The 19,190-nt window shown below is 71.6% G+C and carries 17 protein-coding genes and 3 pseudogenes; 14 read left to right on the top strand and 6 right to left on the bottom strand.

Features of this window, described 5'->3' with window-relative positions; genetic code table 11:
• Positions 1-424: 424 nt before the first annotated feature.
• From IG90_RS0128275 to IG90_RS0128250, 6 genes are all read left to right on the top strand, one after another.
• The gene (locus tag IG90_RS0128275; protein WP_030590435.1) at positions 425-952 is read left to right on the top strand and encodes a toxin-antitoxin system HicB family antitoxin; all 528 of its coding nucleotides are present in this window, start codon (positions 425-427) and stop codon (positions 950-952) included.
• A gap of 125 nt (positions 953-1,077) precedes the next feature.
• On the top strand, positions 1,078-1,968 hold the full coding sequence (locus tag IG90_RS0128270; protein WP_030590432.1) for a DUF4097 family beta strand repeat-containing protein: 891 nt from the start codon (positions 1,078-1,080) through the stop codon (positions 1,966-1,968).
• A gap of 58 nt (positions 1,969-2,026) precedes the next feature.
• A complete protein-coding gene (locus IG90_RS0128265) occupies positions 2,027-3,028 on the top strand; it encodes an ATP-binding cassette domain-containing protein (RefSeq protein ID WP_030590429.1) in 1,002 nt (333 codons plus the stop codon).
• The gene (locus tag IG90_RS0128260) at positions 3,025-3,816 is read left to right on the top strand and encodes an ABC transporter permease (protein ID WP_030590426.1); all 792 of its coding nucleotides are present in this window, start codon (positions 3,025-3,027) and stop codon (positions 3,814-3,816) included. Before IG90_RS0128265 ends, IG90_RS0128260 begins: the two co-directional genes overlap by 4 nt.
• A gap of 215 nt (positions 3,817-4,031) precedes the next feature.
• Positions 4,032-4,946: an AurF N-oxygenase family protein gene (locus IG90_RS0128255; protein ID WP_030590423.1), complete on the top strand. Its 915-nt coding sequence runs from the start codon at positions 4,032-4,034 to the stop codon at positions 4,944-4,946.
• Positions 4,947-4,955: 9 nt separating this feature from the next.
• The gene (locus tag IG90_RS0128250; protein WP_030590420.1) at positions 4,956-6,626 is read left to right on the top strand and encodes an FAD-dependent oxidoreductase; all 1,671 of its coding nucleotides are present in this window, start codon (positions 4,956-4,958) and stop codon (positions 6,624-6,626) included.
• 97 nt (positions 6,627-6,723) lie between these two features.
• On the opposite strand, the pseudogene IG90_RS39830 reads toward IG90_RS0128250, so the two are convergent.
• Together IG90_RS39830 and IG90_RS0128240 are read right to left on the bottom strand one after the other, a co-directional pair.
• Positions 6,724-7,400 (bottom strand): annotated as a pseudogene (locus IG90_RS39830) (MFS transporter); the annotation flags it as partial.
• A 102-nt stretch (positions 7,401-7,502) separates the two neighbouring features.
• Positions 7,503-8,903 (bottom strand): NAD(P)/FAD-dependent oxidoreductase, encoded by a 1,401-nt coding sequence (locus IG90_RS0128240; protein WP_030590418.1) that lies wholly within the window; start codon positions 8,901-8,903, stop codon positions 7,503-7,505.
• Positions 8,904-9,021: 118 nt separating this feature from the next.
• Between IG90_RS0128240 and IG90_RS0128235 the strand changes: the two genes are divergently transcribed.
• Complete coding sequence (locus IG90_RS0128235) at positions 9,022-9,936, top strand: aminoglycoside phosphotransferase family protein (protein WP_030590415.1); 915 nt, start codon at positions 9,022-9,024, stop codon at positions 9,934-9,936.
• Positions 9,937-9,970: 34 nt separating this feature from the next.
• Positions 9,971-10,459 carry a GNAT family N-acetyltransferase gene (locus IG90_RS0128230; RefSeq protein WP_030590412.1) on the top strand — a complete coding sequence of 163 codons (489 nt, stop codon included), beginning with the start codon at positions 9,971-9,973 and terminating at the stop codon, positions 10,457-10,459.
• A 71-nt stretch (positions 10,460-10,530) separates the two neighbouring features.
• Here IG90_RS0128230 and IG90_RS43850 read toward each other — a convergent pair.
• Positions 10,531-10,638: pseudogene (locus IG90_RS43850) on the bottom strand (oxidoreductase); the annotation flags it as partial.
• 123 nt (positions 10,639-10,761) lie between these two features.
• Between IG90_RS43850 and IG90_RS0128220 the strand changes: the two are divergent.
• A complete protein-coding gene (locus tag IG90_RS0128220; protein WP_030590410.1) occupies positions 10,762-11,481 on the top strand; it encodes a pentapeptide repeat-containing protein in 720 nt (239 codons plus the stop codon).
• A 73-nt stretch (positions 11,482-11,554) separates the two neighbouring features.
• Here IG90_RS0128220 and IG90_RS0128215 read toward each other — a convergent pair whose 3' ends face one another.
• Positions 11,555-12,052, bottom strand: a complete 498-nt coding sequence (locus IG90_RS0128215; RefSeq protein ID WP_030590408.1) for a hypothetical protein — start codon at positions 12,050-12,052, stop codon at positions 11,555-11,557.
• 102 nt (positions 12,053-12,154) lie between these two features.
• Between IG90_RS0128215 and IG90_RS0128210 the strand changes: the two genes are divergently transcribed.
• Both IG90_RS0128210 and IG90_RS39825 read left to right on the top strand, forming a co-directional pair.
• Positions 12,155-13,063, top strand: coding sequence for an RpnC/YadD family protein (locus tag IG90_RS0128210; RefSeq protein WP_030590406.1), 909 nt, complete (start codon positions 12,155-12,157; stop codon positions 13,061-13,063).
• Between the two features lie 46 nt (positions 13,064-13,109).
• Positions 13,110-13,819: pseudogene (locus tag IG90_RS39825) on the top strand (gluzincin family metallopeptidase); the annotation flags it as partial.
• A 251-nt stretch (positions 13,820-14,070) separates the two neighbouring features.
• On the opposite strand, the gene IG90_RS0128200 reads toward IG90_RS39825, so the two are convergent.
• Positions 14,071-14,646, bottom strand: coding sequence for a TerD family protein (locus tag IG90_RS0128200; protein WP_030590403.1), 576 nt, complete (start codon positions 14,644-14,646; stop codon positions 14,071-14,073).
• Between the two features lie 202 nt (positions 14,647-14,848).
• On the opposite strand from IG90_RS0128200, the gene arfB reads away from it, so the two are divergent.
• Entirely contained in the window at positions 14,849-15,274 is a 426-nt protein-coding gene (gene arfB / locus IG90_RS0128195; protein WP_030590401.1) for an alternative ribosome rescue aminoacyl-tRNA hydrolase ArfB, read from the top strand.
• Positions 15,275-15,321: 47 nt separating this feature from the next.
• Here arfB and IG90_RS0128190 read toward each other — a convergent pair whose 3' ends face one another.
• Positions 15,322-15,828: a flavin reductase family protein gene (locus IG90_RS0128190; RefSeq protein WP_030590399.1), complete on the bottom strand. Its 507-nt coding sequence runs from the start codon at positions 15,826-15,828 to the stop codon at positions 15,322-15,324.
• Between the two features lie 395 nt (positions 15,829-16,223).
• Here IG90_RS0128190 and cdgB point away from each other — a divergent pair, with 395 nt between their 5' ends.
• Both cdgB and IG90_RS0128180 read left to right on the top strand, forming a co-directional pair.
• A complete protein-coding gene (gene cdgB / locus IG90_RS0128185) occupies positions 16,224-17,882 on the top strand; it encodes a diguanylate cyclase CdgB (protein ID WP_030590397.1) in 1,659 nt (552 codons plus the stop codon).
• 144 nt (positions 17,883-18,026) lie between these two features.
• A complete protein-coding gene (locus IG90_RS0128180; RefSeq protein WP_030590395.1) occupies positions 18,027-19,031 on the top strand; it encodes a CBM35 domain-containing protein in 1,005 nt (334 codons plus the stop codon).
• Positions 19,032-19,190 lie beyond the last annotated feature (159 nt).

Below are 19,190 nucleotides of genomic sequence, written 5' to 3'. Positions count from 1 at the left end.
ATAACAACTCTCAGTAATGATCATGGGAGGGGTCATCATGGCCGATGTGCTGCCCTTGTATTGCGTAGGTCGTCGGTTCGAATCCGACAGGGGGCTCAGCGTGAAGCTCAGGTCGGATGCGCTCTGACCTGAGCTTCATTCATTTCCGGGCGGCTTCGGGCGGCGCACGCCCGGTTGTTTCGCGCGCGTGGCGCCAGCCGTCGGTGCGTCCGGCTTCGGCTGCGGGGTGGGTGTGCCACGCGGAGGCAGGGGTGCGCCGCGTGGTGCCACGCGGTGTCGATGTGGTGCCATCTTTGGTCATCCGGGGGGCTTGTGCGGTGCCATTCCGGCATGCTTGGCGGTAATGCCGCAGGTCAGGGGCGATCCTGAGTGTCGGGCGCCATTGTGGCTCGAAGTGGTGCCATGTGTGTGCCATGATGGCTCCATGGACCTCACCCCTTACGTCGACAATCTCCGGCGGGAACTCGCCGTCGCCGCGGGCGCCGGCGGCGACGAAGCCCGCGCCCTGGCCGAGCGGCTCAGCGCCCCCCTGGAGTCCGCCGCCCGGCTGGCCCTGCTCAACGTGCTCTCCGCGGCCATGGGTGAGGTCACCCGGGAGCTGGCGCCCGGTTCGGTCGACGTACGGCTGCGCGGGCTCGATCCCGAGTTCGTGGTGACGCCGCCGCCGGTGCCCGAGCCGGTGCGGGAGGCGCAGGAGCCGGTCGTGGCTCCCGCGGTGGCCGCGCCGCAGGGCACGGAGGCCGACGACGACACCATGGTGCGGATCAACCTCCGCCTCCCCGCCCACCTCAAGGGCCGGGCCGAGAGCGCCGCGGCGGCCGAGGGGCTGTCGGTCAACGCCTGGCTCGTGCGGGCCGTGTCCGTCTCCCTCGACGGTGGGGGGCGGGCGAGCGCGCCGGGCCGGGGCAAGGGCGCGGGCGGTCGCGGCGGCTTCACCGGCTGGGTCCGCTGAGCCGGACACGCCCCAGGCCCGCCGGGCCCGCAGGCGGCACCACTTCACGGGCGGATCGCCGATCCGGCCGATGCCACTGATCACCCATCACTCATCACTCACCGAGCCAAGAGGACGGGACAGCCATGCCTTCTTTCGATACTCCTGAGCCGATCTCCGCCGTCGTCGAGCTGGACGCCGGCACCGCCCGCGTCACCGCCGGCAAGCGCGCCGACACCGTCGTCGAGGTGCTGCCGGGCAACGGGTCCGACGAGGACGACGTGCGCGCCGTGCAGCAGACCCAGGTCACCTGCTCGGGCGGCCGTCTCACCGTCAGGACCCCGAAGAAGCGGTCGCTCTTCGGGAAGCCGGGCACCGTCGTGGTCAGCATCGAACTGCCCGCCGGATCCGACGTACGGGGCACCTCCGCCCTGGGCGGCTTCTTCTGCGAAGGCCCCCTCGGGGACGTGAAGCTCACGACCTCGCTCGGCGACCTCCAGGTGGACGAGGCGGCCCGCGCCGAGCTCAGGACCGACCACGGCGACATCCGGCTGGCCCGCACCACCGGGGACGCCGAAGTCGTCGGATCCGGCCGGGTCGAGGTCGGTGCGGTCACCGGGGCGGCGGTCGTCAAGAACGGCAACGGTACGACCGGGATCGACGAGATCGGCGGTGCGCTGAAGGTCAACGCGGCCAACGGCGACATCTCCGTGGGCGTCGCGCACGGCGACGTCGTCGCCAAGTCGGCCAACGGGCGCATCGAGATCGGCGTCGCCCATGCCGGGGTCGACGCGAACTCCTCCAACGGGCGCATCCGCGTCGGCGACGTGACCCGTGGCCGCATCGCTCTGCGCACCTCCGTCGGCGACCTCGAAGTGGGCATCCACGAGGGCACCGCCGCCTGGCTCGACCTGAACCCCAAGTTCGGCACCGTACGCAACTCGCTCGGCGCCGCCGCCGGTCCCGAGGACTCCGACGAGACCGTCGAGGTGCACGCCCGGAGCGGGGCCGGCGACATCATCGTCCGCCGCGCCTGAGCTCCGCCGCGTCCCGCACCGCCCACGCCCGACCCACCGCTCGTGAAAGGGAATCAGCATGACTGTCACCCGGGCCTCCGCGCCGCTCGCCGGCCGGGCCGCGACGCAGGCGATCACCGCCACCGGACTGCGCAAGTCCTACGGCGACAAGCTCGTGCTCGACGGCATCGACCTGTCGGTGCCCGAGGGCACCGTCTTCTCCCTGCTCGGCCCCAACGGCGCGGGCAAGACCACCGCCGTCAACATCCTCTCCACCCTCGTCACCGCCGACGCGGGCGAACTCCGCGTCGGAGGGCATGACGTGGCCACCGACCCGCAGGCCGTGCGCGCCGCGATCGGCGTCACCGGGCAGTTCTCCGCCGTGGACGGGCTGATCACCGGTGAGGAGAACATGCTGCTCATGGCCGACCTGCACCACCTGCCGCGCCGGGAGGGCCGCCGGGTCGCCGCCGAACTGCTGGAGCGCTTCGACCTCGTGGAGGCGGCGAGGAAGCCTGCCGCCGGCTACTCCGGCGGCATGAAGCGCCGCCTGGACATCGCCATGACGCTGGTCGGCTCCCCGCGGATCATCTTCCTGGACGAGCCGACCACGGGTCTCGACCCGCGTTCCCGCCACACCATGTGGGGGATCATCCGCGAACTGGTCGCGGGCGGCGTCACCGTCTTCCTCACCACCCAGTACCTGGAGGAGGCCGACGAGCTGGCCGACCGTATCGCCGTGCTGAACGACGGGAGGATCGCCGCCGAGGGCAGTGCCGAGGAGCTGAAGCGGATCGTCCCCGGCGGGCACGTCAGGCTCCGCTTCACCGACCCGGACGCCTACCGGTCAGCCGCCTTCGCCCTGCGCGAGGCCACCGGTGACGCCGAGGCGCTGTCGCTCCAGATCCCCAGTGGCGGCAGTCAGCGTGAACTGCGCTCCATCCTCGACTGGCTGGACGCGGCCGGGATCGAGGCCGACGAGCTGACCGTGCACACCCCCGACCTCGACGACGTGTTCTTCGCCCTCACCGGATCCGGGGCGCCCGGCCGGAACGACCAGCCCAAGGAGGCCCTCCGATGAGTACCCTCGCCCTCGCCGTACGCGACTCGAACACCATGCTGCGCCGCAACCTCCTGCACGCCCGGCGCTACCCCTCGCTCACGCTGAACCTGCTCCTCACACCTGTCATGCTCCTGCTGCTTTTCGTCTACGTCTTCGGCGATGTGATGAGCGCGGGCATCGGCGGCCCAGGGGCCGACCGCGCCGACTACATCGCCTACATCGTCCCGGGGCTGCTGATGATGACCATCGGCTCCACCGTGGTCGGGACCGCGGTGTCCGTCTCCAACGACACGACCGAGGGCATCATCGCCCGCTTCCGCACCATGGCCATCCACCGCGGCTCGGTGCTCGTCGGGCATGTCGTCGGCAGCGTGCTGCAGAGCGTGCTGAGCGTGGTCCTGGTCGGCGCCGTCGCCGTGGCGATCGGCTTCCGGTCCACGGACGCCACGCTCCTGGAGTGGCTGGCGGCGTTCGGGCTGCTCGTGCTCTTCGCCTCGGCCCTCACCTGGATCGCGGTCGGCATGGGGCTGATCAGCCCGAACGCCGAGGCCGCCGGCAACAACGCCCTGCCGATGATCCTGCTGCCGCTGCTGTCCAGCGCCTTCATCCCGGTGGAGACGATGCCGGGGTGGTTCCGGCCGATCGCCGAGTACCAGCCGTTCACCCCGGCCATCGAGACGCTGCGCGGCCTGCTGCTCGGCAGCGAGATCGGCCACAACGGCTGGCTCGCCGTCGGCTGGAGCCTCGGGCTCGTGGTGCTCGGCTACTTCTGGGCGACCGCGAAGTTCGGCCAGGACCCCCGGTAGCCGACGAGGAGATGTGGGGCCGGGGTGAGGGTCCGGGCCGATTTCTACCGGGGGGTAGGCGGCCCGGACTCCTTGTTATACCTTGCGTCTAACAAGCGGGTGGGGCACCCGGCCGGTGCCCGGGCGACGGGGCAGTCGCCGTGCGTACGGCACCACGCCGCGCGCACACATCGCCACGATCAAGGATCACCGCACTCGACCCAAGGAGCCGCAGCATGGCCGGCAGCACCGTTCCGTCGAAGGTCCAGGAGAGCCCCGAGGGCGACGACGTCGCGCGGCGGCTGCTCGACTCGGCCGCGCAGCTGGCGTACGACCCGGCCACCGAGGTGGACTGGGAGACGCCGCTGGACAAGGAGTTCCACGGCGCGAGCCCGGAGTGGAGCAGTCTCTACGGGACCGCGTACTGGGGTGAGCTGACCGAGAGCCAGCGCAAGGAGCTCACCCGGCAGGAGGCGGCCTCGGTCGCCAGTACCGGGATCTGGTTCGAGATGATCCTCCAGCAGATGGTGCTGCGGGACATCTACATGAAGAACCCGGCGGGCGCGGAGTTCCAGTGGGCGCTGACCGAGATAGCCGAGGAGTGCCGCCACTCGATCATGTTCGCGCGTGGCGCGCAGAAGCTCGGCGCGCCCCACTACCGCCCCCGCCGCGCGGTGATGGAGCTGGGCAGGGCCTTCAAGACGCTGGCGTTCGGCGAGGCGGCGTACGCGGCGATCCTGGTCGCCGAGGAAGTCCTCGACGTGATGCAGCGGGACTGGATGCGCGACGAGCGGGTCGTGCCGTTCGTCCGCACCATCAACAACATCCACGTGGTGGAGGAGTCCCGGCACATGAAGTTCGCCCGGGACGAGACCCTCAAGCGCCTGGAAGGCGCCGGGTGGGCGCGGCGGCAGATCAACGCGTTCGTCGTCGCCGTCGCCTCGTACTTCATCGTGACCAGCATGGTGAACCCGGAGGTCTACCGGAGGGCCGGGCTGGACCGGAAGCGGGCGCTGGCCGCCGCCAAGGGCAACGAGCACCACAAGTCGATGATGCGGTCGAGCTGTTCGGGGCTGATGGACTTCCTGGCCTCCGCCCGCCTCCTCACCAAGCCCGCCCTCGCGTTCTACAAGCGCGCGAACCTGATCTGAGCCGGGGCCATGACCTACGCCATCACCCAGACCTGCTGCAACGACGCCACCTGCGTGGCCGTGTGCCCGGTCAACTGCATCCACCCGACACCGGAGGAACGCGCCTTCGGCAGCACGGAGATGCTCCACATCGACCCCCGGGCGTGCATCGACTGCGGCGCCTGCGCCGACGCCTGCCCGGTGGACGCGATCTTCCCGGTCGACGCGCTGCCGGCGGGTCAGCGGGAGTACGCGGAGATCAACGCCGCCTATTACGAGGACGAGGAGCGGCCTTCGACCGGGGACGAGGTCGACGGGCCCAACTTCCATGTCTGGGGCGAGCCGGCCTTCGGACGCAGCCTGCCGTCCGACTTCGGGCCGCTGCGGGTGGCCGTCGTCGGCACCGGGCCGGCCGGGATGTACGCGGCGCAGGATCTTCTGCTGCACACCGCCGCCGAGGTGACCCTGATCGACCGGCTGCCGGTGGCCGGCGGGCTCGTCCGGTACGGGGTGGCCCCCGACCACCCCGCGACGAAGAAGGCCGGCGACACCTTCTCCCGCTTCCACTCCCATCCCCGGGTCCGGATGCACCTGGGCATCGAGGTGGGCCGGGACGTCACCGTGCAGGAGCTGGCCGCCCACCACGACGCGGTGATCTACGCGGTCGGCGCCTCCACGGACCGGCGGCTCGGCGTCCCGGGTGAGGACAGCCCCGGGTGCCTGTCGGCGACCTCGTTCGTCGCCTGGTACAACGCCCATCCGGAGGCGGTCGCGCAGGGTGCCGACCTGTCGGCCGAGCGGGTCGTCGTGGTGGGCAACGGCAACGTCGCCCTCGACGTCGCCCGGATCCTGGTCGCCGACCCGGAGGCGCTCGCGGGCACCGACATCGCCGCCCACGCGCTGGAGGCGCTGCGGGCGAGCCGGGTCCGAGAGGTGGTGGTGCTGGGGCGGCGGGGTCCCGGGGACGCCGCGTACACCCGCTCCGAACTCCTCGCGCTGAAGCATCTGCCGGACGTGGAACTGGTGGTGGACGACCACGATCCGCGGACGGGGGCGGCGATCGACGCGGCCGGGGCGGGCGACCGGGCCGGAGTGCTCCGTGGGCTGCCCCGGGTCCGGACGGAGGCCGCGTCCCCCGCGCCCGGTCGAGGGGCGGACCGGCGCATCGTGCTCCGGTTCCACTCCGAGCCGGTGGAGATCCTGGGCGAGGGGGGCGTGCGCTCCGTACGCGTCACGGACGGCGGGGGCACGGCCGACCTCGGCGCCGGGCTGCTGCTGCGGGCCATCGGCTACCGGGGGCTGCCGGTCCCCGGGCTGCCGTTCGACGAGGCCGCGGGCACCGTCCCGCACGAGGGCGGCCGGGTCGCGGGGCTGCCCGGCAGCTATGTGGCCGGCTGGATCAAGCGAGGGCCCTCCGGCGGGATCGGCGCCAACCGCACCTGCGCGGCCGAGACGGTCGGCACGCTCCTGGCCGACGCGGTCGCCGGGACACTGCCCGCTCCGACGGGCGACGCCAAGGCGTTCCGGCGCCTGGCCCATCAGCGCAACCGCCGGGTCGTGGACGCCCGGGGCCTGGCCGCGATCGACCGTGCCGAACGGGAACGGGGGCGGCGCGACGGGCGGCCCCGGGTGAAGCTCGCCACCGTGGAGGAGCTGGTGGCGGCGGCGAGGTCGGGGCGGCTCCTGCGGCTCACCCGCTGACGCGTCGTCCCGACGGCGCTCGTCACCGTACGAAGACCGGCCCGGGGCCCGGCGGTTCAGCCGCCGGGCAGCGGGCCGTGTTCCGTTCGGACGTCGGTCAGGCGTTGGCCTTCGACGGCTCGGGCGCACCCGCCGGACCGGAGGCGGCGGCCGGCCGGAGGAGTGCGGTCGCCGGGCGTACGGGGATGAGGGCGGCGACGACCGCCGCCGCGAGCCCCACCCCGCAGCCGATCAGCATCGCCGCGCGGAAGCCGTTCTGGGAGGCCAGCGGGAAGCCGCCGAAGTCCGTGGTCATCCGGGCCAGGACCACACCGATCACCGCCGCGGCGAACGACGTGCCGATCGAGCGCATCAGGGAGTTGAAGCTGTTCGCCGACGCGGTCTCGGACCGGGGCACCGCGCCCATGATGAGCGCGGGCATCGCCCGTACGCGAAGCCGACGCCCGAGTTGCAGACGAGGGTGACGATCAGCAGGCTCCACGGGGAGTCCGCGCCGATCAGCGGCACGGACAGGCCGTAGCCGGCCGCGATGAGGAGGCTGCCGACGGTCAGGGTGACCTTCGGGCCCTTGGCGGCGGACAGTTTCGCGCCGACCGGGGACATCGCCATCATCATCAGGCCCGCCGGAGCCATCCACAGGCCCATCGCGAGCATCGACTGCCCCAGGCCGTACCCGGTGGCCTCGGGCAGCTGGAGCAGCTGGGGCACGACGAGGGACTGGGCGTACGTCGCGAAGCCGACCAGGACCGAGGCCGTGTTCGTCATCAGGACCTGTCAGCGGCACCACCGCCCGCGCGGCCCGTCCCGCCCCGGCCGGCCACCGGCGAGATCGGCGGGCTGGAGTCGGAGGAGAACGCGGGTCCAGGGGTGGGCGGGTCAGTGGCGGCCCGCTATGCGGTCCGCCGCCTTCGCGACGGGGTCCGTGCCGGGGCGGGGCGAGGTGCTCTCGCGGCGGTCGGCGGCGCGGTAGGCCGCGTACATGCCGTGGACGCCGAGCCAGCGGAAGGGTTCCGGCTCCCAGCGGCGGACCTTGTGGTTCACCCAGGGCAGGGCGGTGAGATCCGTGGGACCCGCCTGGCCGGAGTCCTGCTGGATCAGGTCGCGCAGGGTGCGGGCGGCGAGGTTGGCGGTGGCGACGCCGGAGCCGACGTAACCGCCCGCCCACCCCAGGCCCGTGGAGCGGTCCAGGGTGACCGTGGCGCACCAGTCGCGGGGGACGCCGAGGACGCCGGACCAGGCGTGGTCGACGTGGACGCCCGCCGTGGTGGGGAAGAGCTTGACCATCAGGTCGCGCAGGGCGGCCACGGTGGCGGGCCGGGTGCGGCCGTCGTCGTCGGTCGCCGAGCCGAAGCGGTACGGGTGGCCGCGTCCGCCGAGCGCGATGCGGTCGTCCGCGGTGCGCTGGGCGTAGAAGTAGGCGTGGGCCATGTCGCCGAGCGTCTCGCGGCCCTCCCAGCCGATCGTGTCCCAGATCCGGGCGGGCAGCGGCTCGGTGACGATCATGGAGGAGTTCATCGGGAGCCAGGTGCGCTTCTGGCCCTTGAGGCTCGCGGTGAAGCCCTCGGTGCAGCGCAGGACGTACGGGGCGCGGACCGTGCCGTACGGCGTCACCGCGTGCTTGGGCTCGATCTCGGTGACCGGCGTCGACTCGTGGATGGTGACGCCGAGCGCCTCCACCGCGTCCGCGAGGCCCTTGACCAGTTTGGCGGGGTGCAGCCGGGCCCCGTGCGGGGTCCAGGTGGAGCCGACGGCCCCGGTCACATGGACGCGCTCGGCGGTCTCGCGGGCGCCGCGCAGGACCCGGTCGGTCTCCCCGAAGGCGATCTCGACGCTGTGGAAGTCCTTGAGGCGGGCGAGCTGGGCGGGGGTGTGGGCCACCTCCAGGACGCCGCCCTGGTGGATGTCGGCGTCGATCTTCTCCTCGGCGGCGGCCCGGACGACCTCGCCGACCGTCTCGTTCATCGCCTTCTGGAGCCGCACGGCGGCGTCGTGGCCGTGCAGCTTGGCGTACCGGTCGCGGCCCGCGATGCCGTTGTACAGCCAGCCGCCGTTTCGGCCGGAGGCCCCGTAACCGCAGAACTTCGCTTCCAGGACGGTGATGTTGAGGAAGGGGGCGGCCTTCTTCAGGTAGTACGCCGTCCAGAGGCCGGTGTAGCCGCCGCCGACGATGCAGACGTCGACGCTCGTGTCGCCGGGGAGGGGTTCGCGCGGGGCGGGGGTGCCCTCCTGCGCGTACCAGAACGATATGCCGCCGACGACGGTACTGACGGTGCTCATGATGCCCCTGGTGTCCCTGCCCGGTCCGGAGAGATGCCGAGCGTACGTGTGGCGGGACGTTACTGCGCGCGGGGCCGTTCCGTCTCCCGCCGCCCGGCCCGTCCCTAGGATCGGTGGCGTGATCGACATCCCCGAGGAACTGATCGCCACGCAGTCCCACGGCAACGGAGCGGCCGGCCGGGCCTTCGTCGCGGCCCTGCCGGACCTCGCCGAGAGCTTCCTGGAGCGGTGGGGGCTGCGGCCGGACGGCCCGTCGATGTACGGGATGTGCGCGCTGGTCCTGCCGGTGGTGCGGGAGGCGGACGGGCGGCCCGCCGCGCTGAAGCTCCAGGCGGTGGACGAGGAGACGGTGGACGAGCCGGTCGCGCTGCGGGCGTGGTCGGCCGCCGGGGCCGGGGCGGTGGAGCTGCTCGACCACGATCCGGAGACCGGTGCGCTGCTGCTGGAACGGCTCGACGAGCGGCGGCCGCTGTCCGGCGAGACCGATGTGCGGGGCGCGGTGGCGGCCCTCGGCGCGGTGCTGGCCCGGCTGGTGGCGGTGCCCGCGCCGCAGGGGCTGCGCACCTTGGGCGGGGTGGCGGAGCGGATGCTCGCGACGGTGCCGGAGCGGGTGGGCCTGCTGGCCGACGAGGCGGACCGGCGGCTGCTCGCGGACTGCGCGGCGGCGGTGCGGGAGGTCGCGGGGGAGCCGGGGGACCGGCTGCTGCACTGGGACCTGCACTACGACAACGTCCTGGCCGGGCGCGCTGACGCGGGGCGGGCGGATCGGTGGGTGGCGCTCGACCCGAAGCCGCTCGCCGGAGACCCGGGCTTCGAGCTGTTCCCGGCGCTGGACAACCTCTTCGACGCGGAGGAGGTGGTGTGGCGGTTCGACGCGCTGACGGAGGCGCTGGGCCTGGAGCACGACCGGGAGCGGGCGCGGGCCTGGACGCTGGGGAGGGTGCTCCAGACCGGGCTGTGGGCGGCCGGGAGCGGGGAGGAGCGGATCGCCCCCGACCATGCGGAGATCGCGCGGCGACTGCTGGGGCGGTGACGGGCGCCGTCTCCCGGCTGCTTACGCTGCGCCCATGATCCGTACCGCTACCCCTGACGACATTCCCGCCCTGCACTCCCTGGTGCGCGAACTCGCCGCGTACGAGAAGGCCCTCGACGAGGTCGTCGCCTCCGAGGAGCAGCTGCACCAGGCGCTGTTCGGCGACCGGCCCGCCGTGTACGCGCACGTCGCGACGGCCGACGACTGCGGCGAGGTGATCGGCTTCGCCCTGTGGTTCCTCAACTTCTCCACCTGGCGCGGGGTCCACGGCATCTACCTGGAGGACCTGTACGTCCGCCCCGAACGGCGGGGCGGCGGACACGGCAGGGCGCTGCTGACGGAGCTGGCGCGGATCTGCGTGGAGCGCGGCTACCAGCGGCTGGAGTGGTCGGTGCTCGACTGGAACGAGCCGGCCATCGCGTTCTACGAGTCGCTGGGCGCACGGCCGCAGGACGAGTGGACGGTGTACCGGCTGACGGACGGGCCGTTGGCGCGGCTGGGCGCCGCCGACGGCGCCCCCTAGCCACTTCGGCCCGGCCGGTCGGCTGGTCAGGCTGGTCAGTCTGATCGCGCTGGTCAGGTTGCTCGCGCTGGTCATGGCTCCAGGACCACCTTGCCCATCGTGCCGCGGGTCTCCAGGGCCCGGTGGGCGGTGGCCGCCTCGGCGAGGGCGCGGGTCTCCAGGGCGCGCAGGCCGCCGCCGATGACGAGAATTTGCTCCATGACTGGATCTCCGTCGCATCTTCGATGATGCGAGGGATCCGGGGCGGCCGCTCGTGACACGGTCGCCGGGGCGGTGTCAGTGGGGTGCGTCACGATGGGGACATGGCAGCGAGCGCGGGCAGGACGACCAGGACGGCCAGGACGACGGCGGCGGCCGGAAGCAGGAAGGACGCCGTCGCGGCGGCGCGGCGTCCGGAGGTGCGGCTGCCGCCGCTCGTTCCGTACGACGGCGAGGGCCTGGAGCCGGACGGGGACTACGACGGGGTGCGGTTCGACGGGGTCGACCTGGCGGACGCGTCGGGCCGGGGCGCCCGGTTCATGGACTGCGCCCTGGACCACTGCGGCCTGGACCGTGCGGAGCTGGCGCGGGCCCGCTTCATCGACACGGTGCTGACGGGCGTACGGGGCGTGGGCACGGACCTCGCGGAGGCGTCGCTGCGGGACGTGGAGGTGGTGGACGCGCGGCTGGGCGGGGTGCAGCTGCACGGGGCGGTGCTGGAGCGGGTGGTGGTGCGCGGCGGCAAGATCGACTACATGAATCTGCGCAAGGCACGGCTGAAGGACGTCGTCTTCGAGGGCTGCGTGCTCTCCGAGCCGGACTTCGGGGACGCGCACCTGGTCCGGGTCGAGTTCCGTGACTGCGTGCTGAAGCGGGCGGACTTCAGCGGGGTCCGGATGGAGTCGGTGGACCTGCGCGCGGTGGCCGAGCTGGACATCGCCCGGGGCGTGGACCGGCTGGCGGGTGCGGTGATCAGCCCGTCGCAGTTGATGGAGCTGGCTCCGGCGTTCGCGGCGCAGATCGGGGTGCGGGTGGAGGGGTGAGCGAACCCCGGGGGCCTCACAGGCGAGGAAGCGAATCCCGGGCCTCACAGGCGAGGAAGCGGGCCCCGGGGCTTCACAAACGGGGGAAGCGGGCCTGGAGGTCCCAGATCACGGGGTTGTCGGCGAGGCCCTCGTGCATGTCGGCCAGATCGGCGATCAGGTCGTGCAGGAAGTCGCGGGCCTCGCGGCGCAGGAGGGAGTGGCTGAAGGTGAGCGGGGGCTCGTCGCCGGGCATCCAGTCCGCCTCGACGTCGACCCAGCCGAAGCGCCGCTCGAACAGCATCCGGTCCGAGGACTCGGTGAAGTCCAGCTCCGCGTACTGCTGCCGGTGCGAGCGGTTGCCGCGCGGGTCCTGGTCGATCTGCTCGACGATGTCGCACAGCGCCCACGCGAAGTCGAGCACCGGCACCCATCCCCAGGCTGTGGACACCTCGCGGTCCGCCTTGGTGTCCGCGAGGTAGACGTCGCCGGAGAACAGATCGTGCCGCAGCGCGCGGACGTCCGCGCGGCGGTAGTCGGTCTGCGGGGGGTCGGGGAAGCGGCGGGAGAGGGAGTAGCCGATGTCGAGCACGGATCGATGGTGTCATGCCCGTCCGAGGCGGGCCACCACGATCGAGTGAAGCCGTGCGGATATGTCGGACGCATATGCCGATCGGTCTCTAGTCTCCGGCACATGGTCAGTTCGCCTCATGAGGCTCATCATCGGATCTTCCAGGAGAGCCCGGGTTTATTCGCGAGTGCTTTCCGCACCTTGGGCATCCCTTTTCCGGAACCCGTCGCGGTGTCGCTCATGGACACGGATCTCACGGAGATCAGACCCCTCGAACGACACGTGGACACGCTGCTGCGCATCGACGTGGCCGACGGGGGCTCCCTGTTGCTGGCGATCGAGGCTCAGGGCAGGAAGGACCCGGACAAGCGCAGTAGCTGGGCGTACTACCTCGCCCACCTCTACGCGAAGTTCCGCTACCCGTGCGTGCTCCTGGTCGTCTGCCGGGACAAGGGGACGGCGGAGTGGGCGGCCGAGCCGATCCGTATCGGCCTGGACAAGCACCCGAGCCTGGTCGTTCTCCCCCTGGTGCTCGGGCCGCACAACGTACCCATGGTCACGGACGCCGCCAGGGCGGCCGACGACATCCCGATGGCCGTCTTCTCAGCGATCACTCATAGTGACGATCATGGCATCGCTGTCATACTGGAAGCTCTTGCCGAGGCGCTCCGGGCCACGGACGCCGATGCCGCAGCGGTCTTCGCCGAATTCACCGAGGCGGGTCTGGGAGCCACCCCGGCCCGCGAGATCTGGAGGAACCTGATGGGCACTGGTCTCAGTCACTTCCGCGGCTTCGTCGCCGAGAGCTTCCGCGACGAAGGCCGCGACGAAGGCCGCCTCGAAGGCCGCGTCGAAGGCCGTGTCGAAGGCCGGGCCGAGGACATTCTGCGGATTCTCGCGGTGCGCGGTGTCACGGTGCCGGATGAAGCACGGCAGCGGATCACCGCCTGCAAGGACCTCACGGTGCTCGACGTGTGGTTCGAGCGGGCCGTTACGGCGACGACCGTCGACGCGGTGCTCGCGGAGATCTGATCGCCGGGTTCGCTCCGGAAGTCCTGTCTTCGCGCGCACCTCAACAATGTCTGGTGTGCGAGGGCCGCTCGGCGCGGGGCAGCCGGCCACGGCCTCGATGACGGCGAACGGTGCGGCCTCCGGGAGCGGGGTGACCGCCGTGAGGGTCGGGCCCGCGCGGCGGCACGTCACCCACTACGGCCTGGAGCTCGACGTCGACCCCGCCGTCGGCCAGCTGCGCGGCACGGCCACGATCACCGCCCGCGCCACCCAGGACCTGAGCGCCTTCCGCTCCGACCCGGCAGGCTCGATGTGGAGAGCGCCACCGTCCAGGGGCTTCCGGCCGCCGTGAACCGGGCGGGCAGGGAGCTGACGATCCGTCCGGGCGCGGCGGTGGAGGACCGGCTGCGCAAGGGGCGCACGTTCACGACCGTCGTGCGCTACTCCGGCTCCCCGCAGGCCATCACCGACGCGGACGACGAGCAGGAGGGCTGGCTGCGGGCGGCGGACGGGGCGGTGGCCCTCGGCGAGCCGACCGGCTCCATGGCCTGGTTCCCCGGCAACCACCACCCGGGCGACAAGGCCGCGTACGACATCGGGATCACCGTTCCCGAACCGCTGGCGGCCGTCTCCAACGGGGAGTTGGTCTCCCGGCGTACGGTGAACGGCCGCACCGTCTACCGCTGGGGGACCGCCGAACCGATGGCGAGCTATCTGGCGACCGTCGCCGGAGCTGTGGGACGCCTGGCTGTACGGCGGGAGCCGGCCGCCCGTGGAGAGCTGACCGGCTCCCGTGTTCCTCACGGCTGGGGTTACTTGACGTCGACCCCGGTCCAGGTGGCCGAGACCGCCTTCAGCTCCTCGCTGTCCGCGCCGAACAGGTCCGGTATTCGGTGAAGTGGCGGCTTTTCACCGTGCGCGGCTGGTGACGTGACCGACCCTCACACGCGCCGGAGCCCCCGGCCGCGAAGGCGGCCGGGGGCTCCCGTGAAGCAGGGTGAAGCGGGTGAGGCGGATGTGCGCTCGGGTCAGAGGTTGACGCCGAAGTCGCGGGCGATGCCGCTCAGGCCGGAGGCGTACCCCTGGCCGACCGCGCGGAACTTCCACTCGGCGCCGTTGCGGTAGAGCTCGCCGAAGACCATGGCGGTCTCGGTGGCGGCGTCCTCGCTCAGGTCGTAGCGGGCGATCTCGGCGCCGCCGGCCTGGTTGAGGATGCGGATGAACGCGTTGCGGACCTGGCCGAAGTTCTGGCTGCGGGTCTCGGCGTCGTAGATGGAGACCGGGAAGACGATCTTGTCCACGTCGGCCGGCAGGCCCGCCAGGTTGACGTTGATCTGCTCGTCGTCGCCCTCGCCCTCACCCGTGACGTTGTCACCGGTGTGCACGATGGTCTGGTCCGGCGTCGCCTTGTTGTTGAAGAAGACGAAGTGGCCGTCCGAGACGACCTTCCCGCCCGGGTTGACCGCGATCGCCGAGGCGTCGAGGTCGAAGTCGGTGCCGGTGGTGGTGCGGACGTCCCAGCCGAGGCCGACCGTGACGGCGGTAAGGCCCGGTGCCTCCTTGGTGAGCGAGACGTTGCCGCCCTTGGACAGGCTTACTGCCATGGGATGTCCCTTTCCTCGTCGTGTGCGGGCTTCGTGCCATCACGAAAGCTACCGTCACCCGTCATAACGCAAGCAGCAGACCACGAGGTTCCTGGTCGCTTTACTTTCTTTGCCGAACTTCGTCCTGATGAGACACCTGGCAGCGGGCTCCGGGCGCAAAAGAGGGTGACGAACGGTGCGCGGGGAAGGGACCATGGGTGTCATGTCCGGGCCCTATGTCATCCGCGGCTCGGTCTCCCTCCCGGAGGCCGAGCTCACGTGGCGTTTCTCGCGGTCCTCCGGGCCCGGCGGTCAGCACGTCAACACCAGCGACTCCCAGGTGGAGCTGCGCTTCGACCTGGCGGCGACCGACGCGCTCCCCGAGGTGTGGAAGGCGCGGGCGCTGGAGCGGCTCGCGGGCAGGCTGGTGGGCGGGGTGGTCTCCGTACGGGCCTCCGAGCACCGCTCCCAGTGGCGCAACCGCGAGACGGCCGCCGTGCGGCTCGCCGCCCTCCTGGCCGAGGCCACGGCGCCGCCGCCCAAGCCCCGGATCAAGCGGAAGATCCCGCGCGGGATCAACGAGCGCAGGCTGCGTGAGAAGAAGCAGCGCGGCGACACCAAGCGCGGGCGCTCGGGCCGCGACTGGTGACTCCGCAGGCGGTGCGCCGTCAGCCCGACCGGCGGTAGCGCCCGCCGTCAGCCCACCTGGCGGTAGCGCCCCTTGAAGTACGTCAGGGGGTCGCCCTCCGGGCTCGGCAGGTCCGCCGTGAGCACCCGCCCGATCACCAGGGTGTGGTCCCCGGCCACCACGCGCTGCTCGGTGCGGCACTCCAGCGTCGCCAGCGCCCCGCCGATCAGCGGGGCGTGCGTCACCTCGCCCCGTACGTACGCGACGTCCTCGAACAGCAGCCGGTCGCTGATCCGGCCCTTCATGGCGAAGCGGCCCGCGATGTGCCGCTGGCTCGCGGCCAGGACGGAGACCGCCCACAGCGGCTGCTCGTCCAGCAGGTCGTCCATCCGGGAGCCGTTGCGCAGGCTCACCGTCACCAGGGGCGGTTCCAGGGACACGGACATGAAGGCGGTCGCCGTCATGCCCACGTCCTCGCCCCGGCCGTCCTCGTCGAGGGGCGGCTCCTGGGCGGTGACCAGCACCACCCCGGCGGCCAGCCGCGCGAGAGCGGCGCGGAACTCGTCGTTGCTCACTCCCTCAGCATGGGGGATGGGCTCGGGTCGCGGGGTGGGGGGTTTCGTCTGGAGCACACCCAGACGCTAACCGCGGCGGCGGGGTGGTCGCATCGGGCCAGGGGACCAGGCCGGTCCTAGGACCCCGGGCCCCCGGGCCCTGACCCCCGGAAGGAGGGCGTGCGCGGGCGCACACAACGGGAACCGGTCCCTCCCGGTGACCGCCGAACGACCACCGTCGCCGTGAGTCACCGGCACCACCCGGGCATCTGTTGTGACTTGAGTCACAGAGTCCATTTTCTGCTGACCCTGTGTACCGGGTGCACAGCTCACTGTGATTCAGTGGCCGTGACACTGCAACAAGTACGTCGATATGAAACCTGGAGTTGCTGTCGAGGTCTCGGGGAGTGCGAGCAATGGAGGCCGAGTCGGAACCGTACGTCCGCCTTGCGACCATGCGGCAGCTGCATCAGGCCGTCGCTGATCTCAATACGGCGCGGAGTCTGGCGGACACGCTGCAGGCCGTGGCCGACGGGATCGTCGAGGGCCTCGGTTACGAGCTGGGCTGCGTCAACCTGGTCCGGCCGGACGGCGACCTCGTCATCGCCGCCTTCGCGGGCAACGCCGCCGCCGAGGCGCTGATCACCGGCCGCGTCGGCTCCCGTGCCTCCTGGGAACGGCGGCTCTCCATGGGTGAGGCCTGGGACGACCTCCGGTTCATCCCGCACACCGAGGGCTGGGTCCTCCTCGACGACGACGTACCCCAGTGGCACACCGAGGGGCCCGAACCCCGGTTCGAGGACGAGTGGCACCCGCTGGACCGGCTCTACGCCCCGATGTACGCCTCCGGGGGCGGCCGGGACCTCCTCGGGGTCATATCCGTCGACCGGCCGCGCAATGGACGCCGCCCCGGCGCGTGGGGGCGCGAAGCGCTCCAGATGTACGCCTCCCAGGCCGCCATCGCGATCAGCAACGCCCGTCTGCGGGCCAACATGCAGCGTGCCCTGGTCCGCCTGGAACGGGAGCAGCAGGCGCTGCGGGCCAGCGAGGAGTCCTTCCGGCAGGCCTTCGAGTACGCGCCCAGCGGCATGGCCATCGCCGAGATGGGCGGCGACCAGCACGGCCGGCTGCTGCGCACCAACGACGCCCTGTGCCGGCTGCTCGGCCGCCCCGCCTCGGTGCTCCGCCGCTACTCCTTCGCCGACCTGGTCCACCCCGAGGACATCGGCACCCTGCTGCGCACCTCCGCCGAGGGCGGCCGGGCCGAGCTGCGGCTGAGCCGCCGGGACGGCACCTACCTCTGGGTCTCGCTCCGCAACTCGGTCGTCGCCGACGCCGCCGACGGCCCGCGCTTCCTGCTCACGCATGTCGAGGACATCGAGGAGCGCAAGCGGCACGAGCTGAACCTCGCCCACCGCGCCTCGCACGACGCGCTGACCGGGCTGCCCAACAGTGCCGAGCTGAAGTCGCGGCTCAGTGCCCGGATCTGCGAGCGCCCGCACTCCCCGGCCGCGACCGCGATCGAGGCGCTGGACGCGGCGTACGGGGACGTCGAGTCGTCGCTGACCCACGGTTACCAGGCCGACGGCTACGAGGGCGAGGTGGTCCCCGGTGGCGGCGGGCCCTTCGACCACCATGTGCACACGGTGGCCCCGGATCCGGAGCGTGACGACGGGACGAAGGGGCTCGCGGTCCTCTTCTGCGACCTCGACGGCTTCAAGTCCATCAACGACCGCTTCGGACACCACACCGGCGACGCCGTGCTCATCGAGGTCGCCCGGCGGCTGAGCACCTGTGTGCGGGACGGCGACACCGTCGCCCGGCTCGGAGGTGACGAATTCGTCGTCCTCGCCGACGGCCTCGGAGCGGCGGACGCGGCTGACCTGGCCGTTCGTCTGAGGAATGCCATCATTCCCCCCATAAGGGTCGACGGTCGCGCGGTCCGGGTCGGGGCGAGTTTCGGCATCGGCTGGGCCGAGTGCGGAATGACCGTGGAAGAGGTCCTGCGCTCCGCCGACCAGCGGATGTACGTGGAGAAGCGGTCCCGGTCGAAGGTTCACCGCAGGGCCGGATGACGTTCACGACCCGTTTCTCCCCCTACCCCGTACCCGTTCCCCCAGGGCCGCCCCGGTCGACGAGCGCAACTCGGGGGCTGCTCCGTTCGAGGTAGGCTCGGCCGGTCGGCGACGGCTGGCGACATGGTGAGGAGTGACCCAGGGATGACGGCCGGAAACAACGGCGCGAGCAAGCCCGAGGACGACGATCCGTTCGGCTATCTGTACGCGGACGGACAGGCGGCAGGCGCCCAGGCGCCCGGCCAGGGCGGCTACGGCTACCCGGGTCCGGCCGCCCAGCCGGGTGTGCCCAGAACGTCCTACAACCAGGTGCGTGCCGTCGGCGAGCGCCAGTACGGCCAGCAGCAGGTGCCGCCGCAGCAGGGTGGTTACGGCTACCCGCCCCAGCAGCAGTACGGCCAGCCCGCACAGCAGTACAACCGGCCGAACCCGCAGTACGCGGCCCCCGAGACCTACCCCGGCGGCGCGTCCGGCGGACAGCCTCCGGCGCAGGGCGGCCACGGCGGCGGTCCGGGCCGCGGCGGCCCGAACACGAAGGCACTCCTGATCGCGGCGGTCGCCGTGGTCGCGGTCGTCGTCATCGGCATCGGCGCCGCCCTGCTCACGGGCGACGACGGCGACAAGGACGACAAGAAGGACGAGGCGTCCACCTCGCAGGGCTCGGCGGGCCAGGTCGAGGAGTCGAAGAAGCCGGAGAAGAAGCCCAAGGAGACGCCGAAGCCGGTCGAGCTGCCGAAGCAGGACGCGGCGACGCTGACGCTGGGCGGCCCAGCCACCGTGGAAAGTTCGATCGAAGGGGCCCAGGGGGGTAACGGTGCGTATGTCACCGGCTTCAACCACGTCGGCTCATCCGTGACCTGGCGGGCGGAGATGAAGGGCGAGGGGGAGTATCGCCTTGCCGTTCGATATGCGGTTCCGGCCAAGGATGCTGATGCCACTCTGGCGGTCAATGGAAAGAAGAACAGCCAGCCGATTGGCTTGAAGAACTTTATCAAGTCTACTGACCCGAGCTGGGAGAAGAACTGGCAGACCACCTGGGCGCCGGTCACTCTGCAACCTGGTCAGAACGAAATCAAGATCTCGTGTGAGACCGGTAACCAGTGTGAAGTGATCCTGGATTGGGTCGAGGTCACGCAAGCCACCTCTTAGGTAATCCGGAAAACCCCCCTGGGTGGCTCTCAGGGGGTTTTCCGTTTTAGGTGCGAGTGGCTAGTACTCCAGTGTGACTTCGCGATCTTGGGTCGGACCCGCGTGAGAACTGGAACGGCCACCGCGTGATCATCAAGGGTTGTGTGGACTCATGACGAT

Origin of the sequence: Streptomyces anulatus, assembly GCF_000721175.1 — a bacterium.
GTDB lineage: Bacteria > Actinomycetota > Actinomycetes > Streptomycetales > Streptomycetaceae > Streptomyces > Streptomyces anulatus_C.
This window is presented reverse-complemented; position numbering and strand designations above follow the sequence as displayed.

Excerpts from the sequence above, each read along its gene's own strand:
- IG90_RS0128275 (WP_030590435.1), top strand. The coding sequence starts at position 425 with ATGGACCTCACCCCTTACGTCGACAATCTCCGGCGGGAACTCGCCGTC.
- IG90_RS0128270 (WP_030590432.1), top strand. The coding sequence starts at position 1,078 with ATGCCTTCTTTCGATACTCCTGAGCCGATCTCCGCCGTCGTCGAGCTG.
- IG90_RS0128265 (WP_030590429.1), top strand. The coding sequence starts at position 2,027 with ATGACTGTCACCCGGGCCTCCGCGCCGCTCGCCGGCCGGGCCGCGACG.
- IG90_RS0128260 (WP_030590426.1), top strand. The coding sequence starts at position 3,025 with ATGAGTACCCTCGCCCTCGCCGTACGCGACTCGAACACCATGCTGCGC.
- IG90_RS0128255 (WP_030590423.1), top strand. The coding sequence starts at position 4,032 with ATGGCCGGCAGCACCGTTCCGTCGAAGGTCCAGGAGAGCCCCGAGGGC.
- IG90_RS0128250 (WP_030590420.1), top strand. The coding sequence starts at position 4,956 with ATGACCTACGCCATCACCCAGACCTGCTGCAACGACGCCACCTGCGTG.
- IG90_RS0128240 (WP_030590418.1), bottom strand. The coding sequence starts at position 8,903 with ATGAGCACCGTCAGTACCGTCGTCGGCGGCATATCGTTCTGGTACGCG.
- IG90_RS0128230 (WP_030590412.1), top strand. The coding sequence starts at position 9,971 with ATGATCCGTACCGCTACCCCTGACGACATTCCCGCCCTGCACTCCCTG.
- IG90_RS0128220 (WP_030590410.1), top strand. The coding sequence starts at position 10,762 with ATGGCAGCGAGCGCGGGCAGGACGACCAGGACGGCCAGGACGACGGCG.
- IG90_RS0128210 (WP_030590406.1), top strand. The coding sequence starts at position 12,155 with ATGGTCAGTTCGCCTCATGAGGCTCATCATCGGATCTTCCAGGAGAGC.
- IG90_RS0128200 (WP_030590403.1), bottom strand. The coding sequence starts at position 14,646 with ATGGCAGTAAGCCTGTCCAAGGGCGGCAACGTCTCGCTCACCAAGGAG.
- arfB (WP_030590401.1), top strand. The coding sequence starts at position 14,849 with ATGTCCGGGCCCTATGTCATCCGCGGCTCGGTCTCCCTCCCGGAGGCC.
- cdgB (WP_030590397.1), top strand. The coding sequence starts at position 16,224 with ATGGAGGCCGAGTCGGAACCGTACGTCCGCCTTGCGACCATGCGGCAG.
- IG90_RS0128180 (WP_030590395.1), top strand. The coding sequence starts at position 18,027 with ATGACGGCCGGAAACAACGGCGCGAGCAAGCCCGAGGACGACGATCCG.